General features: G+C 68.0%; 20 protein-coding genes. 11 read left to right on the plus strand and 9 right to left on the minus strand.

Features of this window, described 5'->3' with window-relative positions:
* The first annotated feature begins 2 nt into the window (after nucleotides 1-2).
* The 5 genes from RN02_RS18530 (at nucleotide 3) to RN02_RS18550 (ending at nucleotide 3,309) form a co-directional block, all read left to right on the plus strand.
* On the plus strand, nucleotides 3-1,040 hold the full coding sequence (locus RN02_RS18530; RefSeq protein WP_043315822.1) for an RnfABCDGE type electron transport complex subunit D: 1,038 nt from the start codon (nucleotides 3-5) through the stop codon (nucleotides 1,038-1,040).
* 1 nt (nucleotide 1,041) lies between these two features.
* Nucleotides 1,042-1,686: an electron transport complex subunit RsxG gene (gene rsxG, locus RN02_RS18535; RefSeq protein WP_043315824.1), complete on the plus strand. Its 645-nt coding sequence runs from the start codon at nucleotides 1,042-1,044 to the stop codon at nucleotides 1,684-1,686.
* The gene (locus tag RN02_RS18540) at nucleotides 1,679-2,386 is read left to right on the plus strand and encodes an electron transport complex subunit E (RefSeq protein WP_043315827.1); all 708 of its coding nucleotides are present in this window, start codon (nucleotides 1,679-1,681) and stop codon (nucleotides 2,384-2,386) included. The genes rsxG and RN02_RS18540 overlap by 8 nt, the downstream gene beginning before the upstream one ends.
* On the plus strand, nucleotides 2,383-3,021 hold the full coding sequence (gene nth / locus RN02_RS18545; protein ID WP_043315830.1) for an endonuclease III: 639 nt from the start codon (nucleotides 2,383-2,385) through the stop codon (nucleotides 3,019-3,021). Before RN02_RS18540 ends, nth begins: the two co-directional genes overlap by 4 nt.
* A 108-nt stretch (nucleotides 3,022-3,129) precedes the next feature.
* Entirely contained in the window at nucleotides 3,130-3,309 is a 180-nt protein-coding gene (locus RN02_RS18550; protein ID WP_009620730.1) for a PA3496 family putative envelope integrity protein, read from the plus strand.
* A 657-nt stretch (nucleotides 3,310-3,966) separates the two neighbouring features.
* Here RN02_RS18550 and gloA read toward each other — a convergent pair.
* The 3 genes from gloA to RN02_RS18565 form a co-directional block, all read right to left on the minus strand.
* Entirely contained in the window at nucleotides 3,967-4,359 is a 393-nt protein-coding gene (gene gloA / locus RN02_RS18555; protein ID WP_009618415.1) for a lactoylglutathione lyase, read from the minus strand.
* A 93-nt stretch (nucleotides 4,360-4,452) separates the two neighbouring features.
* Nucleotides 4,453-5,670, minus strand: a complete 1,218-nt coding sequence (locus RN02_RS18560; RefSeq protein WP_009618414.1) for an argininosuccinate synthase — start codon at nucleotides 5,668-5,670, stop codon at nucleotides 4,453-4,455.
* A 117-nt stretch (nucleotides 5,671-5,787) separates the two neighbouring features.
* The gene (locus RN02_RS18565) at nucleotides 5,788-6,789 is read right to left on the minus strand and encodes a flagellar protein MotY (protein ID WP_043315833.1); all 1,002 of its coding nucleotides are present in this window, start codon (nucleotides 6,787-6,789) and stop codon (nucleotides 5,788-5,790) included.
* Nucleotides 6,790-6,930: 141 nt separating this feature from the next.
* Between RN02_RS18565 and pyrC the strand changes: the two genes are divergently transcribed.
* The 4 genes from pyrC to bfrB all read left to right on the plus strand — a co-directional run bounded on the left by pyrC (nucleotide 6,931) and on the right by bfrB (nucleotide 9,971).
* A complete protein-coding gene (gene pyrC, locus RN02_RS18570; protein ID WP_043315835.1) occupies nucleotides 6,931-7,977 on the plus strand; it encodes a dihydroorotase in 1,047 nt (348 codons plus the stop codon).
* Nucleotides 7,974-8,648, plus strand: coding sequence for a ribonuclease T (gene rnt, locus RN02_RS18575; protein WP_009618408.1), 675 nt, complete (start codon nucleotides 7,974-7,976; stop codon nucleotides 8,646-8,648). The genes pyrC and rnt overlap by 4 nt, the downstream gene beginning before the upstream one ends.
* Nucleotides 8,649-9,071: 423 nt before the next feature.
* Nucleotides 9,072-9,287 carry a bacterioferritin-associated ferredoxin gene (locus RN02_RS18580; RefSeq protein WP_009618406.1) on the plus strand — a complete coding sequence of 72 codons (216 nt, stop codon included), beginning with the start codon at nucleotides 9,072-9,074 and terminating at the stop codon, nucleotides 9,285-9,287.
* Nucleotides 9,288-9,494: 207 nt separating this feature from the next.
* Entirely contained in the window at nucleotides 9,495-9,971 is a 477-nt protein-coding gene (gene bfrB, locus RN02_RS18585) for a bacterioferritin BfrB (RefSeq protein WP_043315837.1), read from the plus strand.
* A 40-nt stretch (nucleotides 9,972-10,011) separates the two neighbouring features.
* On the opposite strand, the gene RN02_RS18590 is transcribed toward bfrB, so the two are convergent.
* From RN02_RS18590 to RN02_RS18605, 4 genes are all read right to left on the minus strand, one after another.
* Nucleotides 10,012-11,172, minus strand: coding sequence for an MFS transporter (locus tag RN02_RS18590; protein ID WP_043315839.1), 1,161 nt, complete (start codon nucleotides 11,170-11,172; stop codon nucleotides 10,012-10,014).
* Nucleotides 11,173-11,251: 79 nt separating this feature from the next.
* Nucleotides 11,252-11,578, minus strand: coding sequence for a Grx4 family monothiol glutaredoxin (gene grxD / locus RN02_RS18595; RefSeq protein WP_009618392.1), 327 nt, complete (start codon nucleotides 11,576-11,578; stop codon nucleotides 11,252-11,254).
* Nucleotides 11,579-11,681: 103 nt separating this feature from the next.
* Nucleotides 11,682-13,775 carry a molybdopterin oxidoreductase family protein gene (locus tag RN02_RS18600; RefSeq protein ID WP_043315841.1) on the minus strand — a complete coding sequence of 698 codons (2,094 nt, stop codon included), beginning with the start codon at nucleotides 13,773-13,775 and terminating at the stop codon, nucleotides 11,682-11,684.
* A 197-nt stretch (nucleotides 13,776-13,972) separates the two neighbouring features.
* The gene (locus tag RN02_RS18605; RefSeq protein ID WP_009618388.1) at nucleotides 13,973-14,407 is read right to left on the minus strand and encodes a hypothetical protein; all 435 of its coding nucleotides are present in this window, start codon (nucleotides 14,405-14,407) and stop codon (nucleotides 13,973-13,975) included.
* Between the two features lie 326 nt (nucleotides 14,408-14,733).
* Between RN02_RS18605 and argF the strand changes: the two genes are divergently transcribed.
* Nucleotides 14,734-15,651 carry an ornithine carbamoyltransferase gene (gene argF, locus RN02_RS18610; protein ID WP_009618386.1) on the plus strand — a complete coding sequence of 306 codons (918 nt, stop codon included), beginning with the start codon at nucleotides 14,734-14,736 and terminating at the stop codon, nucleotides 15,649-15,651.
* A gap of 126 nt (nucleotides 15,652-15,777) precedes the next feature.
* Complete coding sequence (locus tag RN02_RS18615; protein ID WP_009618384.1) at nucleotides 15,778-16,851, plus strand: ABC transporter ATP-binding protein; 1,074 nt, start codon at nucleotides 15,778-15,780, stop codon at nucleotides 16,849-16,851.
* 649 nt (nucleotides 16,852-17,500) lie between these two features.
* Here RN02_RS18615 and RN02_RS18620 read toward each other — a convergent pair.
* Together RN02_RS18620 and RN02_RS18625 are read right to left on the minus strand one after the other, a co-directional pair.
* Nucleotides 17,501-20,383: an HD domain-containing phosphohydrolase gene (locus RN02_RS18620; protein WP_043315843.1), complete on the minus strand. Its 2,883-nt coding sequence runs from the start codon at nucleotides 20,381-20,383 to the stop codon at nucleotides 17,501-17,503.
* A complete protein-coding gene (locus RN02_RS18625; protein WP_043315845.1) occupies nucleotides 20,380-21,231 on the minus strand; it encodes a substrate-binding periplasmic protein in 852 nt (283 codons plus the stop codon). Before RN02_RS18625 ends, RN02_RS18620 begins: the two co-directional genes overlap by 4 nt.
* Nucleotides 21,232-21,415 lie beyond the last annotated feature (184 nt).

Raw genomic sequence — 21,415 nt, forward strand, 5'->3', positions numbered from 1 at the left:
CCATGGCCCTGCCGCGTTTTTCCTCGCCCCACGCCACCGGCGCCAACCGCACGCAGAAGGTCATGCTGCAGGTGCTCGCCGCGCTGGCCCCGGGCGCCCTGGCGCTGATCGCCCTGTACGGCGTCGGCCCGCTGTTCAACCTGCTCTGGTGCAGCGCCGTGGCCCTGGGCACCGAAGCGCTGATGCTGCACCTGCGCAAGCGCCCGCTGGCGGTGTTCCTCAAGGACGGCAGCGCGCTGGTCACCGCCGTGCTCCTGGCCCTGGCCCTGCCGCCCTACGCGCCCTGGTGGCTGAGCCTGCTGGCCAGCGCCTTCGCCCTGGTGTTCGGCAAGCACCTGTACGGCGGCCTCGGGCAGAACCCGTTCAACCCGGCGATGCTCGGCTACGTGGTGGTGCTGGTGTCCTTCCCCCTGGAAATGACGCGCTGGCCCAGCCCCGACGCCGGCCTCGGCCTGGTCGACGGCCTGTCGCGCATCCTCGGCCTGGGCGCGCCGCCGCCGGACGCCTGGGCCGGCGCCACCGCGCTGGACGTGCTGAAGAACAACCACAGCCTGACCATCGACGAGCTGGTGACGCAGAGCACGGCCTTCGGCCATGTCGGCGGACGCGGCGTGGAACTGGTCAACCTGGCCTTCCTCGCCGGCGGCCTGTTCCTGCTCTGGCGCAAGCTGTTCACCTGGCATGCGCCGCTGGGCATGCTCGGCGGCCTGTTCGTCATGAGCCTGCTGTTCTGGAACGGCTCGGGCTCGGACTCCCACGGCTCGCCGCTGTTCCACCTGTTCAGCGGCGCGGCCATGCTCGGCGCGTTCTTCATCGTCACCGATCCGGTTTCCGGCGCCACCAGCAACCGCGGGCGCCTGGTGTTCGGCCTCGGCGTGGGCATCGTCACCTACGTGATCCGCGCCTGGGGCGGCTACCCCGACGGCGTGGCCTTCGCCGTGCTGCTGATGAACCTGGCGGCGCCGACCATCGACTACTACACCCGCCCGCGCACCTACGGGCACAAGAAGCCCAAGCGCGGCTTCAAGCTGGGGGAATGAGATGGCCGACAGCCGCCGTTCCATGCTGAAGAACGCCCTGCTGCTGGGGGCCTTCGCGGTGCTCTGCGTCGGCCTGGTGGCCGTCGTCCACCAGTTCACCCAGGCGCGCATCGAGCAGGCCCAGCGCGAGGCGCGCGGGCGCCTGCTGCTGGAACTGCTGCCGCCGGGCAGCTACGACAACCACCCGCTGGACGCTCCCGTCGAAGTCTTCGAACCCAAGCTGCTGGGCAAGCCGCAGCCGGCCCAGGCCTTCGTCGCCCGCCTGCAGGGCCGCGCCACCGGCGTCATACTCCCGGCCACCGCGCCGGACGGCTACAGCGGCGCCATCGAGCTGCTGGTGGGGGTCAGCGCCGAAGGCCGCCTGCTCGGCGTGCGCGTGGTGGCGCACAAGGAAACCCCAGGGCTGGGCGACAAGATCGAGCCGGGCAAGAGCGACTGGCTGCACGGCTTCGACGGCCGCTCCCTGGCCGACCCGGACGAGGCCGGCTGGAAGGTGAAGAAGGACGGCGGCCGGTTCGACCAGTTCGCCGGCGCCACCGTCACCCCGCGCGCCGTGGTCAAGGCCACGCACAAGGCGCTGCAGTATTTCGATGCGCACAAGGCCGCGCTGCTCGCGCCGGCGGCCGGAGGCGAACAACATGAATAGCTACCGCGAGATCGCCCGCCAGGGCCTGTGGCAGAACAACCCCGGCCTGGTCCAGCTGCTGGGCCTGTGCCCGCTGCTGGGCACCAGCAACTCCATGGTCAACGCCCTCGGCCTGGGCCTGGCGACCATCTTCGTGCTGGCCTGCTCCAACGCCGCCATCTCCGCGACGCGCCGCTGGGTCGGCGAGGCGGTGCGGCTGCCGGTGTTCGTGCTGATCATCGCCGCGCTGACCACCTGCATCGAACTGCTGATGCAGGCCTGGACCTACGAGCTGTACCAGATCCTCGGCATCTTCATCCCGCTGATCACCACCAACTGCGTGATCCTCGGCCGCGCCGAGGCCTTCGCCGCGCGCAACGGCGTGGCCCGCGCGGCCTTCGACGGCCTGATGACCGGCGCCGGCTTCGCCCTGGTGCTGCTGGTGCTGGGCACCTTGCGCGAACTCATCGGCCACGGCACCCTGCTGGCCGACATGAACCTGCTGTTCGGTCCGGCCGCCGCAGGCTGGAAGCTGCAGATAGCCGACTACCAGGGCTTCCTGCTCGCCGTGCTGCCGCCCGGCGCCTTCCTCCTGCTGGGCCTGCTGATAGCCCTGAAGAACCGTATCGATGAAAGCCTGGCGGAACGCGCCAAGGCGCAGGCGGGCAACGTACCCGCCGCAGAGCGCCAGCGCGTCCGCGTGACCGGAGTGATCGAATGAATGCCGCCAAGCGCGCGGAGATTTTCCGCCGACTGCGAGAAGACAACCCCGACCCCAAGACCGAGCTGGCCTACGACTCGCCCTTCGAGCTGCTCATCGCGGTGATCCTCTCCGCCCAGGCCACCGACGTCGGGGTGAACAAGGCCACGGCCAAGCTCTACCCGTTGGCCAACACTCCCGAAGCCATCTACGCCCTGGGCGTGGACGGGCTGTCGGAGTACATCAAGACCATCGGCCTGTACAACAGCAAGGCGAAGAACGTCATCGAGACCTGCCGCATCCTCATCGAGAAGCACGGCAGCAAGGTGCCGGAGAACCGCGAGGACCTGGAGGCCCTGCCCGGCGTCGGGCGCAAGACCGCCAACGTGGTGCTCAACACCGCCTTCCGCCAGTTGGCCATGGCGGTGGACACGCATATTTTCCGCGTCGCCAACCGCACCAACATCGCGCCGGGGAAGAACGTCCTGGAGGTGGAACGCAAGCTGCTCAAGTTCGTGCCCAGGGAATACCTGCTGGACGCCCACCACTGGCTGATCCTGCATGGCCGCTACGTCTGCAAGGCGCGCAAGCCGCAGTGCGGCAGCTGCCGCATCGAGGACCTGTGCGAGTACAAGCACAAGACTTCCGACGATTGAGTGCTATCGTCAAAAGCATCGCTGCTCATTGAAAAAATCTTTTTTACCGCCCCGAGCTTTGTCGCTATAAGGGGCGCCAAGCACACCCCGCACGTTGGAGTGATCGTTATGGCCGATAAAGAAGATCTCGAGCTCGAAGACGAAGTGAGCACCGACGATGCCGACGACAGCGTCGAAGCCGTCGTCGAAGTCGCCAAGACCAACCTCACCAAGCGCCGCATCATCGACAACTACCTCGAAGAGCGCCGCCTGCAGCGCCAGCTGTCGGACTACGATTTCGATCTCTGAGCCTTGCCCCGCATGAAAAAGCCCCGCACTTGGCGGGGCTTCGTTTTTCCGGCGCGGCCATGGCGCCTGATCCCGGCTCCGCCCCCTCGCCCCAGCCCTCTGGCTGTTCGTGCCTCCGGGGCGTGCGGCGTGGCCGGTGAGCCCAATCGCGGACAAAGTCCGCTACGTCCGCGCCTCCCTGAACCTTAGGCTTACGCCGAGGTGCTTTTCGTAGGATGGGTTGAGCTTGCGATACCCATGCTGCCGTGGTGATGGGTATCGCTCCGCTCAACGCCATCCTACGAAAAGCCGCGCTTCCTGGAGTCGTAGGAGCGGACTCCGTCCGCGATTCGGCGGATAACGCCGTAGCCGTGGCGATGGGTATCGCTTCGCTCAACCCATCCTACGGGACTGCCACCGGGGCGTGCGGCGTGGCCGGTGAATCCGATCGCGGACAAAGTCCGCTCCCACGCCCCTGCCTCCCTGAACCTTAGGCTTACGCCGAGGGGCTCTTCGTAGGATGGGTTGAGCTTGCGATACCCATGCTGCCGTGGTGATGGGTATCGCTTCGCTCAACGCCATCCTACGAAAAGCCGCGCTTCCTGGAGTCGTAGGAGCGGACTCCGTCCGCGATTCGGCGGATAACGCCGTAGCCGTGGCGGGGCTTCGTTTTCCGGCTCAGTCCTTGCGCTGCGGCGACAGCAGCTCGATCTTGTAGCCGTCCGGGTCCTCGACGAAGGCCAGGATGCTGGTGCCGTGCTTCATCGGGCCCGGCTCGCGGGTGATCTTGCCGCCGCGCGAGCGGATGTCCTCGCAGGCCTTGTAGACGTCGTCCACTTCCAGGGCGATGTGGCCGTAGCCGGTGCCCAGCTCGTACTTGTCCACACCCCAGTTGTAGGTCAGCTCGATGACGCTGTTCTCGTCCTCGGCGCCGTAGCCGACGAAGGCCAGGGTGAACTGGCCGTCCGGGTAGTCCTTGCGGCGCAGCAGGGTCATGCCCAGGACTTCGGTGTAGAAGGCGATGGACTTGTCCATATCGCCGACGCGCAGCATGGTATGCAGCAGTCTCATGGGGGTCGTTCTCCTCATCCGGCCCGTTTCGGGCGCATAAAAGCAAACCCCGGCTCGTGGCCGGGGCTTGTCTGGCTCAGGCTGGCAAGCTTATCAGAACAGCTTGCGGCCCTTGTTCGCGGCGATGCGCATGCGCAGCGCGTTGAGCTTGATGAAGCCCGCGGCGTCGGCCTGGTTGTAGGCGCCGCCGTCTTCCTCGAAGGTCGCGATGTTGGCGTCGAACAGCGAGTCGTCGGACTTGCGGCCAACCACGATGACGTTGCCCTTGTACAGCTTCAGGCGCACCACGCCGTTCACGTACTCCTGGGAGGCGTCGATCATCTGCTGCAGCATCTCGCGCTCCGGGCTCCACCAGTAGCCGGTGTAGATCAGCTTGGCGTAGCGCGGCATCAGCTCGTCCTTCAGGTGGGCGACTTCGCGATCCAGGGTGATCGACTCGATGGCGCGGTGGGCCTTGAGCATGATGGTGCCGCCGGGGGTCTCGTAGCAGCCGCGGGACTTCATGCCGACATAGCGGTTCTCGACGATGTCGAGGCGGCCGATGCCGTTGGCGCCGCCGATGCGGTTCAGCTCGGTCAGCACCTGCGCCGGGGTCAGTTCCTTGCCGTCGATGGCGACGATGTCGCCCTTGCGGTAGGTCAGCTCGATGTAGGTGGGGGCGTCAGGGGCCTTCTCCGGGGAGACTGTCCATTTCCACATGTCCTCTTCGTGCTCGGTCCAGGTGTCTTCCAGCACGCCGCCTTCATAGGAGATGTGCAGCAGGTTGGCGTCCATGGAGTACGGCGACTTCTTCTTGCCGTGGCGCTCGATCGGGATGCCGTGGGTCTCGGCGTAGTCCATCAGCTTCTCGCGGGACAGCAGGTCCCACTCGCGCCAGGGGGCGATGACCTTGACGCCCGGCTTGAGCGCATAGGCGCCCAGCTCGAAGCGCACCTGGTCGTTGCCCTTGCCGGTGGCGCCGTGGGAGATGGCGTCGGCGCCGGTCTCGTTGGCGATCTCGATCAGGCGCTTGGCGATCAGCGGACGGGCGATGGAAGTGCCCAGCAGGTACTCGCCTTCATAAATGGTGTTGGCGCGGAACATCGGGAAGACGAAGTCGCGGACGAACTCTTCTCGCAGGTCCTCGATGTAGATTTCCTTCACACCCAGGGCCTTGGCCTTGGCGCGGGCAGGCTCGACCTCTTCGCCCTGGCCGAGATCGGCAGTGAAGGTCACCACTTCGCAGTTATAAGTATCCTGCAGCCACTTGAGAATCACCGAGGTATCCAGGCCACCGGAATACGCCAGGACTACCTTCTTCACGTCCGCCATGCCATCACTCCACGGGGGGTTGTCACGAAAACCCCCGATTCTACTGCCGCGCTTCAGGAAATTACAGAGGCGCGACAGCTTTTGACGACAAAGCGACAGATTCTATCGTGAGTGCGACTAGGCGCCGCGTGCTGGCGACTGGCCCGGCGGCGCCGAAGCCGGGGCGTTGCCGGCCGGTGTCTTGGCCTGCGGGGCAGCGGGCGCGGGGGCTGGCGGCGCGGGCGGCGTCGCGTTGGGCGCGGCGGTGGGCGCCGGCGGGGTTTCCGGCACGGCCTCGCGGGACAGGTGCAGGGTCACCCGGCGGTTGCGCGCGCGGTTGGCCTCGGAGTTGTTCTTCACCAGCGGGTAGCGCTCGCCGTAGAAGCGCACGGTGATCTGCTCCTCGGGCACGCCGTGGGCCTTGAGGTACTCCATCACCGCCACCGCGCGGCGCCGCGAGATGTCGCGGTTGCTCAGGCGGTTGCCGCTGTTGTCGGAATGGCCGTCCAGCTCGATGCGGTTCACCGTCGGGTCGGCCTTGAGGTACTGCAGGACGATGTCCAGCTTGGCGCGGGCCACGGCGTCCAGGGCGTCGCCGCCGCCGGGGAAGCCGACCTGCGCCTGGCGCACCTGCTCGAAGTTCACCGGCAGCATCTTGGTCGAGCAATCCTGCAGCTGCGCGTAGCCATCGGCGAAGCGCGCCGGCAGCAGGCGCACCCGCAGGTCCTGGCCGCCCATGGCGCGCAGGCGCACCTCGGGGCTGCGCCCTTCCAGCACGCCGTCGAGCAGGCGCCCGGCCTGCTGCTGGCTGCTGGTGAAGGACACCTCGCCGGCGACCAGGGCCACCGAGCCCAGGTTGATGTCGCCCTGGGTCGGCCGCCACGGCGGCGCCGCCGCCAGGAGCGTCGCCGAACCGCCGCCGGTCCAGTTGCGCTGCGGCTTGAGGCGGAAGGTCGGCTGCTCGCCGGCGCGCCAGACGAACTCGCCGACGCCGAAGCCGTCCACCTGTTGCGACAGGCGGCATTCGAACTGGTCGCCCGCCGCCGTCCAGCGCGCGTTCTCCAGGCGCGTCTGGAAGGTCAGCCCCCAGGCCGGCAGGCTGGCGCACAGGCCGAGCAGGAGAAAGTAGGAATGGCGCACGGACGGCTCCGGGTAATGCTGGAAAGTACCCAGGAGATATCGGACGGGCTCGGCAAAACTTGATAGCGAGTGCCGGCGGCGGGCTTTTCCGGTAGCATTTCCCCACTTCAATTCCGCTGCAAATCGTCCTCTGGTATCCCCATGTCCGACCGCCTGACCCTGCTGCGCCCCGACGACTGGCACATCCACCTGCGCGACGGCGCCGCCCTCGCCCAGACCGTCGGCGATGCCGCGCGCACCTTCGGCCGCGCCATCATCATGCCCAACCTGGTGCCGCCGGTGCGCAACACCGGCGAAGCCGACGCCTACCGCCAGCGCATCCTCGCCGCGCGCCCGGCCGGCAGCCGCTTCGAACCGCTGATGGTGCTCTACCTCACCGACCGCACCAGCGCCGAGGACGTGCGCAACGCCAAGGCCAGCGGCTTCGTCCACGCGGCCAAGCTGTACCCGGCCGGCGCCACCACCAACTCCGATTCCGGCGTGACCAGCATCGACAACATCTTCCACGTGCTCGAGGCCATGGCCGAGGTCGGCCTGCCGTTGCTGGTGCACGGCGAGGTGACCCGCGCCGAGGTGGACGTGTTCGACCGCGAGAAGCGCTTCATCGACGAGCACCTGGCCCGCGTGGTCGAGCGCTTCCCGACGCTCAAGGTGGTGTTCGAGCACATCACCACCGGCGATGCGGCGCAGTTCGTCCTGGCCGCCCCGGCCAACGTCGGCGCCACCATCACCGCCCACCACCTGCTGTACAACCGCAACCACATGCTGGTCGGCGGCATCCGCCCGCACTTCTATTGCCTGCCGATCCTCAAGCGCAACGTGCACCAGGAAGCCCTGCTCGACGCCGCCACCAGCGGCAACCCGAAGTTCTTCCTCGGCACCGACTCGGCGCCCCACGCCCGCCACGCCAAGGAAGCGGCCTGCGGCTGCGCCGGCTGCTACACCGCCTACGCCGCCATCGAGCTGTACGCCGAGGCCTTCGAGCAGCGCAACGCCCTGGACAAGCTGGAAGCCTTCGCCAGCTTCCACGGCCCGGACTTCTACGGCCTGCCGCGCAACGCCGACAGCATCACCCTGGTCCGCGAGGAATGGCAGGCGCCGGCCAGCCTGCCCTTCGGCGACCATGAGGTGGTGCCCCTGCGCGCCGGCGAAAAACTGCGCTGGCGCCTGTTGGAGGCCGGCGCATGAGCGAGGAGCATTACGAAGAGGAGTTCGACGGCAACTTCCCCCCCGGCCCGCGCCACCCCATGGCGCGCCGCTTCCGCGGCTACCTGCCGGTGGTGGTGGACGTCGAGACCGGCGGCTTCAACTGCGCCACCGACGCCCTGCTGGAAATCGCCGCGGTGACCATCGGCATGGACGAGAACGGCTACCTGTTCCCGGAACATACCCATTTCTTCCGCGTCGAGCCCTTCGAAGGCGCCAACATCGAGCCGGCGGCCCTGGAGTTCACCGGCATCAAGCTCGACCACCCGCTGCGCATGGCGGTGGCCGAGGAGCAGGCGCTCACCGAGATCTTCCGTGGCGTGCGCAAGTCGCTGAAGGCCAACGGCTGCAAGCGGGCGATCCTGGTCGGCCACAACAGCAGCTTCGACCTGGGCTTCCTCAACGCCGCGGTGAACCGCACCGGGATCAAGCGCAACCCGTTCCACCCCTTCTCCAGCTTCGACACCGCCACCCTCGCCGGCCTGGCCTACGGCCAGACGGTCCTGGCCAAGGCCTGCCAGGCCGCCGGCATGGAGTTCGACAACCGCGAGGCGCACTCGGCGCGCTACGACACCGAGAAGACCGCGGAGCTGTTCTGCGGGATCGTCAACCGCTGGAAGGAATGCGGTGGGTGGATGGAGGATGAGGACTGATCCTTGTTCTTGGCCCTTTGCTATGAGAAAGCCCCGCCGATGCGGGGCTTTTTTATTGGATCGATGCCTGGGGCTGTTCGTGCCACCGGGGCGTCCGGCGTGGCCGGTGAACCCCATCGCGGACGGAGTCCGCTCCTCCGCCCGTACCTCCCTGAACCTCAGGCTTACGCCGAGGTGCTCTTCGTAGGATGGGTTGAGCTTGCGATACCCATGCTGCCGTGGTGATGGGTATCGCTTCGCTCAACGCCATCCTACGAAAAGCCATGCTTCCTGGAACCGTAGGAGCGGACTCCGTCCGCGATTGGGTCCTTCCCCCCGAAAGACCGTTCGTCGACACGCCAAAAAGTCTCCTCTCAAGCTTTGACAATCATTCTCATTAACATTAGTATCGACGCCAACAACCCCACACCAGTAGTGCCATCCATGTACGTCTGCCTCTGCCAAGGTGTTACCGATACCCAGATCCGCGACGCGATCTATGAGGGATGCTGCAGTTACCGCGAAGTGCGTGAAAGCACCGGCGTCGGCACTCAGTGCGGCAAGTGCGCCTGCCTCGCCAAGCAGGTGGTCCGCGAGACCCTCGGCGACCTGCAGGGCGCGCAAACGATGAACTACTCGCTGGCCTATGCCGCCAGTTGAGCGATGCCGATTCGGCATACGCCAGAAGAACCGGGCCCAGGCCCGGTTTTTTTATGCCCGCAATTCAAGGATTTAGCGTCTAACTGCGGAATGAAAACATTCGTATTCATATTCTTTTTTATAACTAAATCAATAGCTTACGTTTGACATCCGGTTATAAGAGGGCGAAAATTCCAGTCCTACCCACTCCACACGGCAGGACTCGGCATGAAAGGCGACAAGAAAGTCATCCAGCATCTGAACAAGGTCCTCGGTAACGAGCTGATCGCCATCAACCAATACTTCCTGCACTCGCGCATGTGGAACGACTGGGGCCTGAAGCGCCTCGGCGCCCACGAGTACCACGAGTCGATCGACGAGATGAAGCATGCGGACAAGCTCATCGAGCGCATCCTCTTCCTCGAGGGCCTGCCCAACCTGCAGGACCTGGGCAAGCTGCTGGTCGGCGAGAACACCCAGGAAATGCTGCAGTGCGACCTGAACCTGGAACTCAAGGCCGCGAAGGACCTGCGCGAGGCCATCGTGCATTGCGAAAGCGTGCATGACTACGTCAGCCGCGATCTGCTCAAGAACATCCTCGAATCCGAGGAAGAGCACATCGATTACCTGGAGACCCAGCTCGGCCTGATCCAGAAGGTCGGCCTGGAGAACTACCTGCAGTCGCACATGCACGAAGACGACTGACGGTTGCGGGCGCCGCCCCGCGCGGCGCCCCCGCCCTTCCCTACCCCGCCTGCTGCGGGCGGCGCACCAGGTGCGCCCAGAACAGCAGCCCCGCGCACAGCCCCACCACCACCAGCAATGCCAGGCGCAGGCCGATGTGCTCGGCCAGGATGCCGATCAGCGGCGGCCCCAGCAGTAGCCCGCCATAGCCGAACGACGCCACCGCCGCGACCCCGCTCGATGCCTCCACGCCCGGCCGGTTGCCGGCCGCGCCGATGAGGATCGGCACCACCACCGACAGGCCCAGGCCGACCAGGGCGAAGCCCGCCACCGACAGCTCGACGCGGCCGCCGAACAGCGCCAGCAGCATGCCGGCGATGGCCAGCAGGCTGAGCCCGCGCACCAGGGCCACGTCGGCGACGTGCACGCGCAACCGGTCGCCGAACAGCCGGCCGATCACCATGGTCGCCGAGAAGGCGGCGAAGCCTAGCGCGGCCATCCGCTCCGAAGCGCCCAGCACGCTATGCAGCAGCAGCGCGCTCCAATCCGCCACCGCGCCTTCGGAGACGAAGGCGCAGAGCGTCAGCAGCCCCAGGCCGACCAGCGCCGCCGGCGGCAGCCGGAGCCCCCGCCGGCGCGGTTGCGCGTCGGCCTGTGGTTCGCTGCGCCCTTCCAGCAGGCGCCGGCCGAATAGCGGCAGCGCCAGCAGCGCCAGCACGGCGAGCAGGCTGAAATGCCAGAACGGCGTGAGCCCCGCCAGCAAGGCCGCGCCCAACGCGCCGAGCAGGCCGCCGAGGCTGTACATGCCATGCAGGCTGGACAGGCAGGGCCGGCCCAGCAGGCGCTCCACCTCCACCGCCTGGGTGTTCATCGCCACGTCCAGGGTGGCGAAGGTCAGCCCTACCAGCAGCAGCGCGAGAGCCAGCGCCCACCAGCTCTGGCACAGCCCCAGCAGCGGGAACACCAGCAGCAGCGCCGCGGCGCTGGCCAGGGTCACCCGCCGGCTGCCGAGGCGCCGCACCAGGGAGCCGGCGAAGGAGAACGCCAGCAATGCGCCGAGCCCGGCGCCCAGCAGCGCCTGGCCCAGGCCCTGCTCGTCGACGCCGGCGAGGTTCTTCAGCGCCGGGATGCGCCCCATGGCGCTGCCATGCACCAGCCCACCGGCGCCGAAGCAGAAGGCGCAGGCCCAGCGGGCCGCGCGGGCTCTCTTGCGGTCGTCCATCGGTTCGAATCCTTTCTCCGCACAAATGAAAAACCCCGCGCTGGCGCGGGGTTCTTCGCTACGGCGACTACGCCTGCGATCAGGCTTCGGTCTTGCCGACGGCCTGCTTGATCAGCGGCTGCAGTTCGCCCTTTTCGAACATCTCGACGAGGATGTCGCTACCGCCGACCAGTTCGCCCCCCACCCACAGCTGCGGGAAGGTCGGCCAGTTGGCGTACTTCGGCAGGTTGGCGCGGATTTCCGGGTTCTGCAGGATGTCCACGTAGGCGAATTTCTCGCCGCAGGCCATCAGCACCTGCGCGGCACGGGCGGAAAAACCGCACTGCGGAGCGTTCGGCGAACCTTTCATGTACAGCAGGATGGGGTTGTTGGCGATCTGCTCTTTGATGGTATCGATGATGTCCATTGGCTAACCTCGGCTGAACTTCGCTACTGCCCGGCAATGCAGCCGGTACTTTGCCGACAGTGTACCGGAAAGCCGAGCACAGCGCTCGGCTTTGCCGCGCGCCTCAGGCCGCCTCCACCTCCACCGGCACGCCGTTGAGCGCGGCGTTGCCGGACAGCGTGTCGAGGTGGCGCTCGTCGGTCAGGTCGTTGGCGCTGGCGCCGCCCTGCTCGCTGGCGATGGCCAGTTGCACGCCGGGGCGCGCATGGCCCCAGCCATGGGGCAGGCTGACAACGCCGGCCATCACTTCGTCGCTGGCCGCCACCTCGATCTCGACGCTGCCCACCCGCGAACGCACCCGCACCCGCTGGCCGTCCACCAGGCCGCGGCTGGCCAGGTCCCGGGGGTGCATCAGCAACTGGTGGCGCGGCTTGCCCTTCACCAGGCGGTGGTAGTTGTGCATCCAGGAGTTGTTGCTGCGCACGTGGCGGCGGCCGATCAGCAGCAACTGGCCCTCGGCCGGCGCCGGGGTGTCGGCGAAGCGCCCGAGGTCGGCGAGGAACAACGCCGGCGCGGCTTCCACCTGCCGGCTGGGAGTCTTCAGGCGCGCCGCCAGGTTCGGCCGCAGCGGGCCAAGATCCAGGCCGTGGGGATGCTCGCGTAGGCGCACCAGGCTGAGCTTGTGCTCGCTGGCATCGCCATAGGGACCGAAGCGCAGGCCCATGTCGATCATCTGTTCCGGCGCCATGGTCGGCTTCAGCTCGGAGCCCTGGCGCGCAGCATAGGCCTTGGCCAGGCCGACGAAGATTTCCCAGTCGTGCAGCGCGCCGGCGGGCCTGGGCAGCACCGCCTCGTTGAAACGGGTGACGTTGCGCACCGCGAAGACGTTGAAGGTGCTGTCGTAGTGCTCGTGCTCCAGCGGCGCGGTGGGCGGCAGGATGAGATCGGCGTAGCGCGTGGTCTCGTTGATGTAGAGGTCGATGGCGAGCATGAACTCCAGGCCGTCGAGGGCCTGCTCCAGGCGCCGCCCGTTGGGGGTGGAGAGCACCGGGTTGCCGGCCACGGTGATCAGCGCGCGGACCTGGCCCTCGCCCTCGCTGAGCATTTCCTCGGCCAGGGCCGCCACCGGCAGCTCGCCGCCGTACTCCGGCAGGCCGGACACCCGGCTGCGCCAGCGGCCGAAGGCGCCGCCGGAAGTGCTCGCCACCAGGTCCACGGCCGGCGTGGTGCAGAGGCTGCCGCCGACGCGGTCGAGGTTGCCGGTGACCAGGTTGATCAGTTGCACCAGCCATTGGCAGAGGGTGCCGAAGCGCTGGGTGGAAACGCCCATGCGCCCGTAGCACACCGCCTTGTCGGCGGCGGCGAGGTCCCGGGCCAGGGCGCGGATGCTCGCCGCCGGCACGCCGCAGCGCTGCGCCATGGCCTCGACGCCGAAGGGCGCCAGCGCCGCGCGCACCTCCTCCAGCCCAACCACCGGCAGGTGGCTGACGCGCCCCAGGTTCTCACCGAACAACACGTCGAGGATGCCCAGCAGCAGCGCCGCGTCCTGCCCCGGGCGGATGAACAGGTGCTGGTCGGCCAGCGCCGCGGTCTCGGTGCGCCGCGGGTCCACCACCACCAGGCGGCCGCCGCGGGCCTTCAGGGCCTTGAGGCGTTTCTCCACGTCCGGCACGGTCATGATGCTGCCGTTGGAGGCCAGCGGGTTGCCGCCGAGGATCAGCATGAAGTCGGTGTGGTCGATGTCCGGGATGGGGATCAGCAGGCCGTGGCCGAACATCTGCTGGCTGACCAGGTGGTGCGGCAGCTGGTCCACCGAGGTGGCCGAGTAGCGGTTGCGCGTCTTCAACTGGCCGAGGAAGTAGTTGCTGTGGGTCATCAGCCCGTAGTTGTGCACGCTGGGGTTGCCCTGGTACACGGCCACCGCGTCGTTGCCGTGGCGCTCGCGGATCTCCGCCAGGCGCGCGGCGACCAGCTCGAAGGCCTCGTCCCAGGCGATCGGCTGCCACTCGCCGCCGACCCGCCGCATCGGCTGGCGCAGGCGGTCGGGGTCGTTCTGGATGTCTTGCAGGGCCACTGCCTTGGGGCAGATGTGGCCGCGGCTGAAGCTGTCCTGCGCATCGCCCTTGATCGACAGGATGCGCTGGTCCTCGGTTTCGATGGTCAGGCCGCAGATGGCCTCGCACAGGTGGCACGCACGGTGGTGGAGGGTCTTGCTCATGGCTCGCCTCTTGTTGTTGCGCCGGCCTTCATGGGCCGGTCGTTACCAGAGCGAGCACTATGGAACCGCGCCGCGGCGAACGCCACAAGCCTAAGTGCAGTGAATCGAGGGATATAGACGTGAATCGGGCCGGCACGAGGCCGGCCCTCCACCAGGGGACGACGGTCGGCAGAGGGGGGATGCCGACCGTGCCGGCATCAGCGGATGCCGGCGATGTTGCCTTTGTTGCCGGTGACCTTGACGTCGACCTTCTTGAACACGAAGTAGTCCTGTACCGACACCTCGTAGCGCGGCGCGACGATCAGGTCGGCGCCGGAGCTCTTGACGGCCTTGAAGGCCGCGGCGGACTTGACGCTGGACACCGGGTCGAAGGACAGCAGCGAGCCGCCGTCGGTGCCGCCGTAGGCCACGCCGTCGGCGAACTGGTTGTCGCCGCCGAACTTGAGGAAGCCGAACAGGATGTTCACCGAGGATTGGCCGGTGATCGGCTCGCCGACGCGGACGTCGGCCTTGAGGTCGGTGCTCACCACGCCATCCATGGGCGCCGACGGCTGGTTGACGTTGTAGCTGGTGCAACCGCTGGCGGTCACGATCACCGCTGCCAGGGCGGTGCTCATCCATAATTTCTTCATTGAAAGCTTCTCCTAATGGCTTGTGCCGCCGGACTCGGCGGCGGCGAAAAGCTATCAAGGGAGACGCGGGCATTTATGTAGTCCCGCTCGCCAGACCCAATAGGACCTTTCCGTTCGTTTGCGAAATGTTCCGAAACCCGCCGTCACCGGGCCTGGCGGGGCTCTCCGCGGCAAACTTGCGTGGATGCGTAATTTCCTTATAGGATCGCGTCTTCCCCCTAAATTTCCGCTGCATGCGGTCAGGCCGCAGGTTCAGTCCGTTTTTTCTCGAAAAGCCGGCCAGACCCTCGGTCGCAACTCTGAGAACAAGCAGTAGGTACTGAATCATGAGCGCAAGGCACTTCCTCTCGATGCTGGATTACACGACCGACGAACTCCTCGGTCTGATCCGCCGCGGCAGCGAGCTGAAGGACCTGCGCGACCGAGGCGTGCTCTACGAGCCACTGAAGAACCGCGTGCTGGGCATGATCTTCGAGAAGGCCTCCACCCGCACGCGGATCTCCTTCGAAGCCGGCATGATCCAGCTCGGCGGCCAGGCGATCTTCCTCTCCCCGCGCGACACCCAGCTGGGCCGCGGCGAACCCATCGCCGACGCGGCGAAGGTGATGTCGCGCATGGTCGACGCGGTGATGATCCGCACCTTCGCCCACAGCACCCTCACCGAGTTCGCCGCCAACTCCCGCGTACCGGTGATCAACGGCCTGTCCGACGACCTGCACCCCTGCCAGTTGCTGGCCGACATGCAGACCTTCCACGAGCACCGCGGCAGCATCGCCGGCAAGACGGTGGCCTGGATCGGCGACGGCAACAACATGTGCAACAGCTACATCGAGGCGGCCATCCGCTTCGACTTCCAGCTGCGCGTGGCCTGCCCCGAAGGCTACGAGCCCAGCGCCGCGCTGCAGGAACTGGCCGGCGAGCGCGTGCGCGTGGTGCGCGACCCGCGCGAGGCGGTGGCCGGCGCGCACCTGGTGAGCACCGACGTCTGGGCCTCCATGGGCCAGGAAGACGAAGCCCAGGCGCGCCTGCGCACCTTCCGCCCCTACCAGGTGAGCCGCGAACTGCTTGACGGCGCCGCCGCGGACGTGCTGTTCATGCACTGCCTGCCGGCGCACCGTGGCGAGGAGATCAGCGAAGACCTGCTGGACGACCCGCGTTCGGTGGCCTGGGACCAGGCGGAGAACCGCCTGCACGCGCAGAAGGCGCTGCTCGAACTGCTGGTCGAACACGCCCACTACGCCTGACCTTCACCCAGCCGCACGGCCCCGGCCCGCCGTGCGGCACGGGGTCGCCGCGTTCGCGCCGGCGAGTAATTCTCATTCGCCACGTGTAAACTCTCTGCCTCCGCTTCTTTCTCCACGGCCCGATCCATGACCCGACCGCTGTTGCTCGAACTCAGAAACCTCTCCTGTGGCTATGGGCAGCAGCGCGTGGTGCAGGACGTCAGCCTGCACCTGAACGCCGGCGACATCGGCTGCCTGCTGGGCCCTTCCGGCTGCGGCAAGACCACCACCCTGCGCGCCATCGCCGGGTTCGAGCCGGTGCAGGCAGGCGAGATCCACCTGGCCGGCGAGACCATCTCGCGCCCCGGCTTCACCCTGGCGCCGGAGAAGCGCCGCATCGGCATGGTGTTCCAGGACTACGCGCTGTTCCCGCACCTGACGGTGGAGGACAACGTCGCCTTCGGCATCCGCAAGCACCCCGAACGCCGGCGCATCGTCACCGAGCTGCTGGAGCTGGTGAAGCTCGACAAGCTCGGCCGGCGCTACCCCCACGAGCTGTCCGGCGGCCAGCAGCAGCGCGTGGCCCTGGCCCGCGCGCTGGCCCCCGAGCCGCTGCTGCTGCTGCTCGACGAGCCCTTCTCCAACCTTGACGTGGAGCTGCGCCGCAAGCTCAGCCACGAGGTCCGCGAAATCCTCAAGGCGCGCGGCACCAGCGCCGTGCTGGTGACCCACGACCAGGAAGAGGCCTTCGCCGTCAGCGACCAGGTCGGCGTGTTCAAGCACGGTCACCTGGAGCAGTGGGACACTCCCTTCAACCTCTACCACGAGCCGCAGACGCCCTTCGTCGCCAGCTTCATCGGCCAGGGCTACTTCATCCGCGGGCAGATGCTCGACCCGGACAGCGTACAGACCGAACTGGGCGTGCTGCGCGGCAACCGCGCCTACAGCCTGCCCCAGGGCAGCGCGGTGGACGTGCTGCTGCGCCCGGACGACCTCGTCTACGCCCCCCAGGGCACCCTGAAGGCGCGCATCGTCGGCAAGTCGTTCCTCGGCGCGGCCACCCTGTACCGCCTGCAACTGGCCACCGGCACCCTGCTGGAATCGATCTTCCCCAGCCATGCCGACCACCAGCCGGGCGAGGAAGTGGGCATCGGCGTGGCCGCCGACCACCTGGTGCTGTTCCAGGCCGAGGGCAGCGTGGCGCTGGACTCGGCGCGCTGACGCCGCCCCGTTGTTCGTGCCGGTGAATCCCATCGCGGGCAGGGCCCGCTCCTACAGGTTGCCGGGAAGCACAGTATTCCTCCCCCGTAGGAGCGGACCTTGTCCGCGATAGCCGGACAATCCGGCGCGATTCGCGGATGAGATCCGCTACGCTGCCCCACCCACGCCATTCCCATGTAGGAGCGCGCCCTGCGCGCGAATCGCGGGCAGGGCCCGCTCCTACAGGTTGCCGGGAAACACGGTATGCCTCCCCCGTAGCGGACTTTGTCCGCGATAGCCGGAACCTCCGGCGCGATTCGCGGATGAGATCCGCTCCTATGCCGCCCCACCCGCAGCGTCCCCATGTAGGAGCGCGCCCTGCGCGCGAATCGCGGGCAGGGCCTCCTACAGGTTGCCGGGAAGCACAGTATTCCTCCCCCGTAAGCGGACCTTGTCCGCGATAGCCGGACGATCCGGCGCGATTCGCGGATGAGATCCGCTCCTACGCTGCCCCACCCACGCCATTTCCATGTAGGAGCGCGCCCTGCGCGCGAATCGCGGGCAGGGCCCGCTCCTACAGGTTGCCGGGAAGCACGGTATGCCTCCCCCGTAGCGGACTCCGTCCGCGATTCGGCGGATAACGCCGTAGTGAACCGCATTGCGCCGCGGCTCAGGCCTTCTCCGCCTGCCCCGCCTCGACGATGGCCAGCACCGCCGCCTCGTCCACCACATCCATCTGCTCCGGCCGCAGGAAGCGTTCGCCGTACTCGCGGTACACGCCGCTGGCCACGAACAGCCGGAACAGCCCCGCGTCCACATGACGGTCGCGGGCCATGAAGGCGAGGATCTTCAGCGACTCGGACAGCGTCTTCGGCGCCTTGTAGGGGCGGTCGGCGGCGGTCAGCGCCTCGAAGATGTCGGCAATGGCCATGATCCGCTCGGGAATGCTCATCGCCTCGCCCGACAGCCGCCGCGGGTAGCCGGTGCCGTCCATCTTCTCGTGGTGGTTGGCGGCGATGGTCGGCACCCGGCGCAGGTGCCGGGGTAGCGGCAGCGCGCTGAGCATCATCAGCGTCTGGACGATGTGCTCGTTGATCTTGAAGCGCTCCTCGTCGGTCAGGGTGCCGCGGCGGATGCCCAGGTTGTACAGCTCGCCGTAGTGGCTGGCGAAGGCCGGCAGGCGCATGTCGAAGCCCCAGGTGTTGCGCGGGTCGTCCTTGGCCACCGGCGGCTTGCGTTCGCCCCAGGGCACCTGGTGCGCGGGCTTGTCGGCCAGCAGGCGCTCCTCCGCCGGCAACGGCTCGATTGGCGTCGCGGCCAGGCGCTCGGCCTCGTCGTGGGAGATGCCGATGCGGTCGTCGAAGTGCCGCCACCAGCGGCGCTCGCCGATGCGCGCCAGGCGCTCGATGTCCTCGTCCTTCATGAACTCGCCGCCGACGTTGGCCTGGGCGACGAAAGCGAAGTCCTCGCGCAGCGCCTGCTGCTCGGCATCGCGCCGCTCGCGCAGCTGGCTTTCCTCGCCGCCCTCGGCGCGGTCGCGCCAGTAGCGGATGTCGGCGTCGCGCCAGAGCACCTCGAAGCGCATGCGGACTTCGTGCAGGCGGTTGTACAGGGTCTCCAGCTTGGTGGCCTTGTCCACCACGTACTCGGGGCTGGTGATCTTGCCGCAGTCGTGCAGCCAGGCGGCGATCTGGAATTCGTAGCGCTCGGCGTCGCTCATGGCGAAGGCCGCGTAGGGCCCGTCACGGTCGTCGATGGCCTTCTGCAGCAGCATGTCGGCCAGCTGCGGCACTCGCTCGCAGTGGCCGCCGGTGTAGGGGCTCTTGGCGTCGATGGCGTCGGCCAGCAGCTTGATGATGGCGTCCAGCAGGCGTTGCTGGGCCTCGATCAGCTGGCGCGTCTCGATGGCCACGGCGGCGGCGCCGGACAGCTCCTCGACGAAGCGCTTGAACGGCCGCCGCGGCGTGCGCCGGCGCTCGCCCTCCTCCTGCAGTTGCAGCACCAGGATGCCCAGCAGCTCCCCGCTGCGATTACTCAGCGGCACCTCCATGTGCCGGCCGCGGCCGCTCAGGGCCTGGTCCAGCAGGCTGGCCAGCTGCGCCTCGTCGAAGCCCTCGATGAGCAGCGACTGCGGGTAGTGCTCGCCGTTCACCGCGCAGGCCTGCGCCAGGCGGTTGTCCTGTTCCTGCAGCAGGTACACCGCGCCGCCCTGCACGCCGGTGGCCACCACCAGGCGCGACAGCACCTCGGCGAGCATGCTGTCCAGGCGCGTCTCACGGCTCAGGCTGAGGGTGATGCCCTGGAAGTTGTGGATGGTCCGCGACATGCCGCCGAGCACCCGGCTCAGCTCGCGCACCTCGCGGATCTTCGAGTCGACGCCCACCGGCCGGGCGAAGTCGAAGGCCGCCAGCGCCCCCACCTGGTCGGCCAGGGCCCGCAGCGGGCGGGCGATGCGCCGGCCGATCAGCCAGCCGAGCAGCAGCAGGGCCAGCAGCAGCGCGCCGCTCCAGGCGGCCTGGCGCAGCAGCATCTGCCGCGCGCCGGCCAGCAGTTCGTCGGCCGGGATGCCGATCAGCACCCGCGCCTGGCCGCTGGCGAAACTCACCAGCGGTACCCAGATGCCGTACCAGTCCTCGCCCGCCACCTGGTAGCGCTGCGGCGTGCCGGGCGGGCCGCCGAGCTCCACCAGGCGTTCCAGGCTGGGCACGCCGAGTTCGTCGAGATGCGCCAGGCGCACCTCGCCGCCCTGGTGCAGCAGCAAACGCTCCAGGTCCGGGTAGGCGATCACCGTGTTCTGTGCGCCGAGCACCGCCAGCTCGGTGTTGGCGGTCTGGCGCAGGCCGCCCATTTCGGTGGCCAGGTCGTCCACCGAGGCGTCCATGCCGATCACCGCCGCGCCGTCGACGCTGCGCAGGGCCAGGGTCAGGCCGATCTCCTGGGTGGTGAAGAACACGTAGGGCTGCGTCAGTACCGTGCCCTTGCCGGCATAGGCGTCCTTGTACCAGGGGCGCTGGCGCGGGTCGTAGCGGTAGTCGGGGCGTTCCTGGCGCTGCAGCAGTTGCAGGCGCGCGTCGTAGAAGCGCCACTCGCCGACCAGCGCGCCCTGCTCGCCGAGGGTCTGGCTCTGCACCAGGTAGAAGGTCTTGTCCGGGGCCTTGAGCGCCTGCCGCGCCTTCGTCGTGCGCAGGGCGCGGATCAGCAGGAACTCGCCGTTCGGGTAGCCGACGTAGAGCGCGCTGAGGGTGCGGTTGGCGCGCAGGTTCTCGGCCAGCATCGGCAGGCGCTCCAGGCGCGCCGGCAGGTTGTCGGTCTGCGAGATGCCGTCGTAGCTGAGCAGGCGCAGGGTGTTCTGCGCCGGGTCGAGCAGCCGGCGGATGCGCTCGTTGACCGTCACCCCCAGCTGCGCTGCGGATTCCCCCGCCGCCGTCACCAACGCCCCTTCCACGCCCCGGTAGCCCTGCACCAGCAGGGACACGGCCAGCACCAGCATGCTCAGGATGATGGCGCCGGTCACCAGGACCTGCAGGGGGATGCCGCGTTTGTCTGCCCTCATGGTGCCTCATCCTGTCCGCCTTGCCCGTCGGGGGTCGGCCGGTAGCCGTTGTCGAGAAGCGCCGCGGCGACGTCCAGCGGCGCGTTGCGCAGGAAGATGCGGACCAGCGAGCCGTCCAGCCGCAGGTCCTCGAACAGGCGCTGCCACTGCGCGCTCTGCGCCGCGCTGAAACGCCCGCGGGCCAGCACCAGGCTGCGCGGCACGCCGGGCCCGCGGGCCACGTCGATGCCGCGGAAGCGGTGGCGCAGCGCCGGCTCGTGGAGCAGCCCGGACAGGCTCAGTTCGTGGCCGATCAGCCCGTCCACCTCGCCGCCCAGCAGGGCGTTGAAGCAGGCCGTCTCGTCGACGTATTCGCGCACCCGCCCCTCGCTGCGCAGGATGCGCAGCATGGCGTCCAGGTAGGGGCCGTGGTTGTAGCCGGCGACCGCGCCCAGGCGCACGCCCGGCAGCGCATGGAAGTCGTCCAGGCTGTGCAGGTCGGCGGACAGGTCCAGCGGCACGATCAGCCGTTCGCGCAGGCGCAGGTAGGGCACGAAGTAGGCGTAGCGGCGCTGCTCGACGGTGGCCACGGCGCTGGTGGCCATGTCCAGTTCGCCGCGCTGCAGGGCCGTCCAGATCTGCGCCCGCGGCCGCACCGAGACCTCGAAGGCGCAGCCGGTGCGGCGCGCCAGCTCCGCCACCAGGTCGGCGTCCAGGCCCTTGCCGTCGTGGTAGAACACCTGGTTGCGGTAGAACGCCAGGCGCACCGGTTGCGCGCAGCCGTAAAGGTCATCCGCGGCCGCGGGCGGACCCGCGCAGGCCAGCACGGCGAAAACCAGCCCGGTTCGCAAAACAGGGTGCACGACCATGAATCCGACCCATCCGTTGTGTCGGCCAGGGAGGAGCGCAACGACCTCTTCCGCGGCAGGAGAATTAGTAAGAAAGAGCTGTAGGAAAGTGTAATAGGAGGCTGGCCTTTTGCCGGAAAAACGCAGTTCGTCGGATTCCACCCCGGCGGCGGCGGGAAAACGCCCGCCACAGGCTTGCGGCGGG

The organism is Pseudomonas sp. PI1 (genome assembly GCF_000812405.1).
Lineage (GTDB): Bacteria > Pseudomonadota > Gammaproteobacteria > Pseudomonadales > Pseudomonadaceae > Pseudomonas > Pseudomonas citronellolis.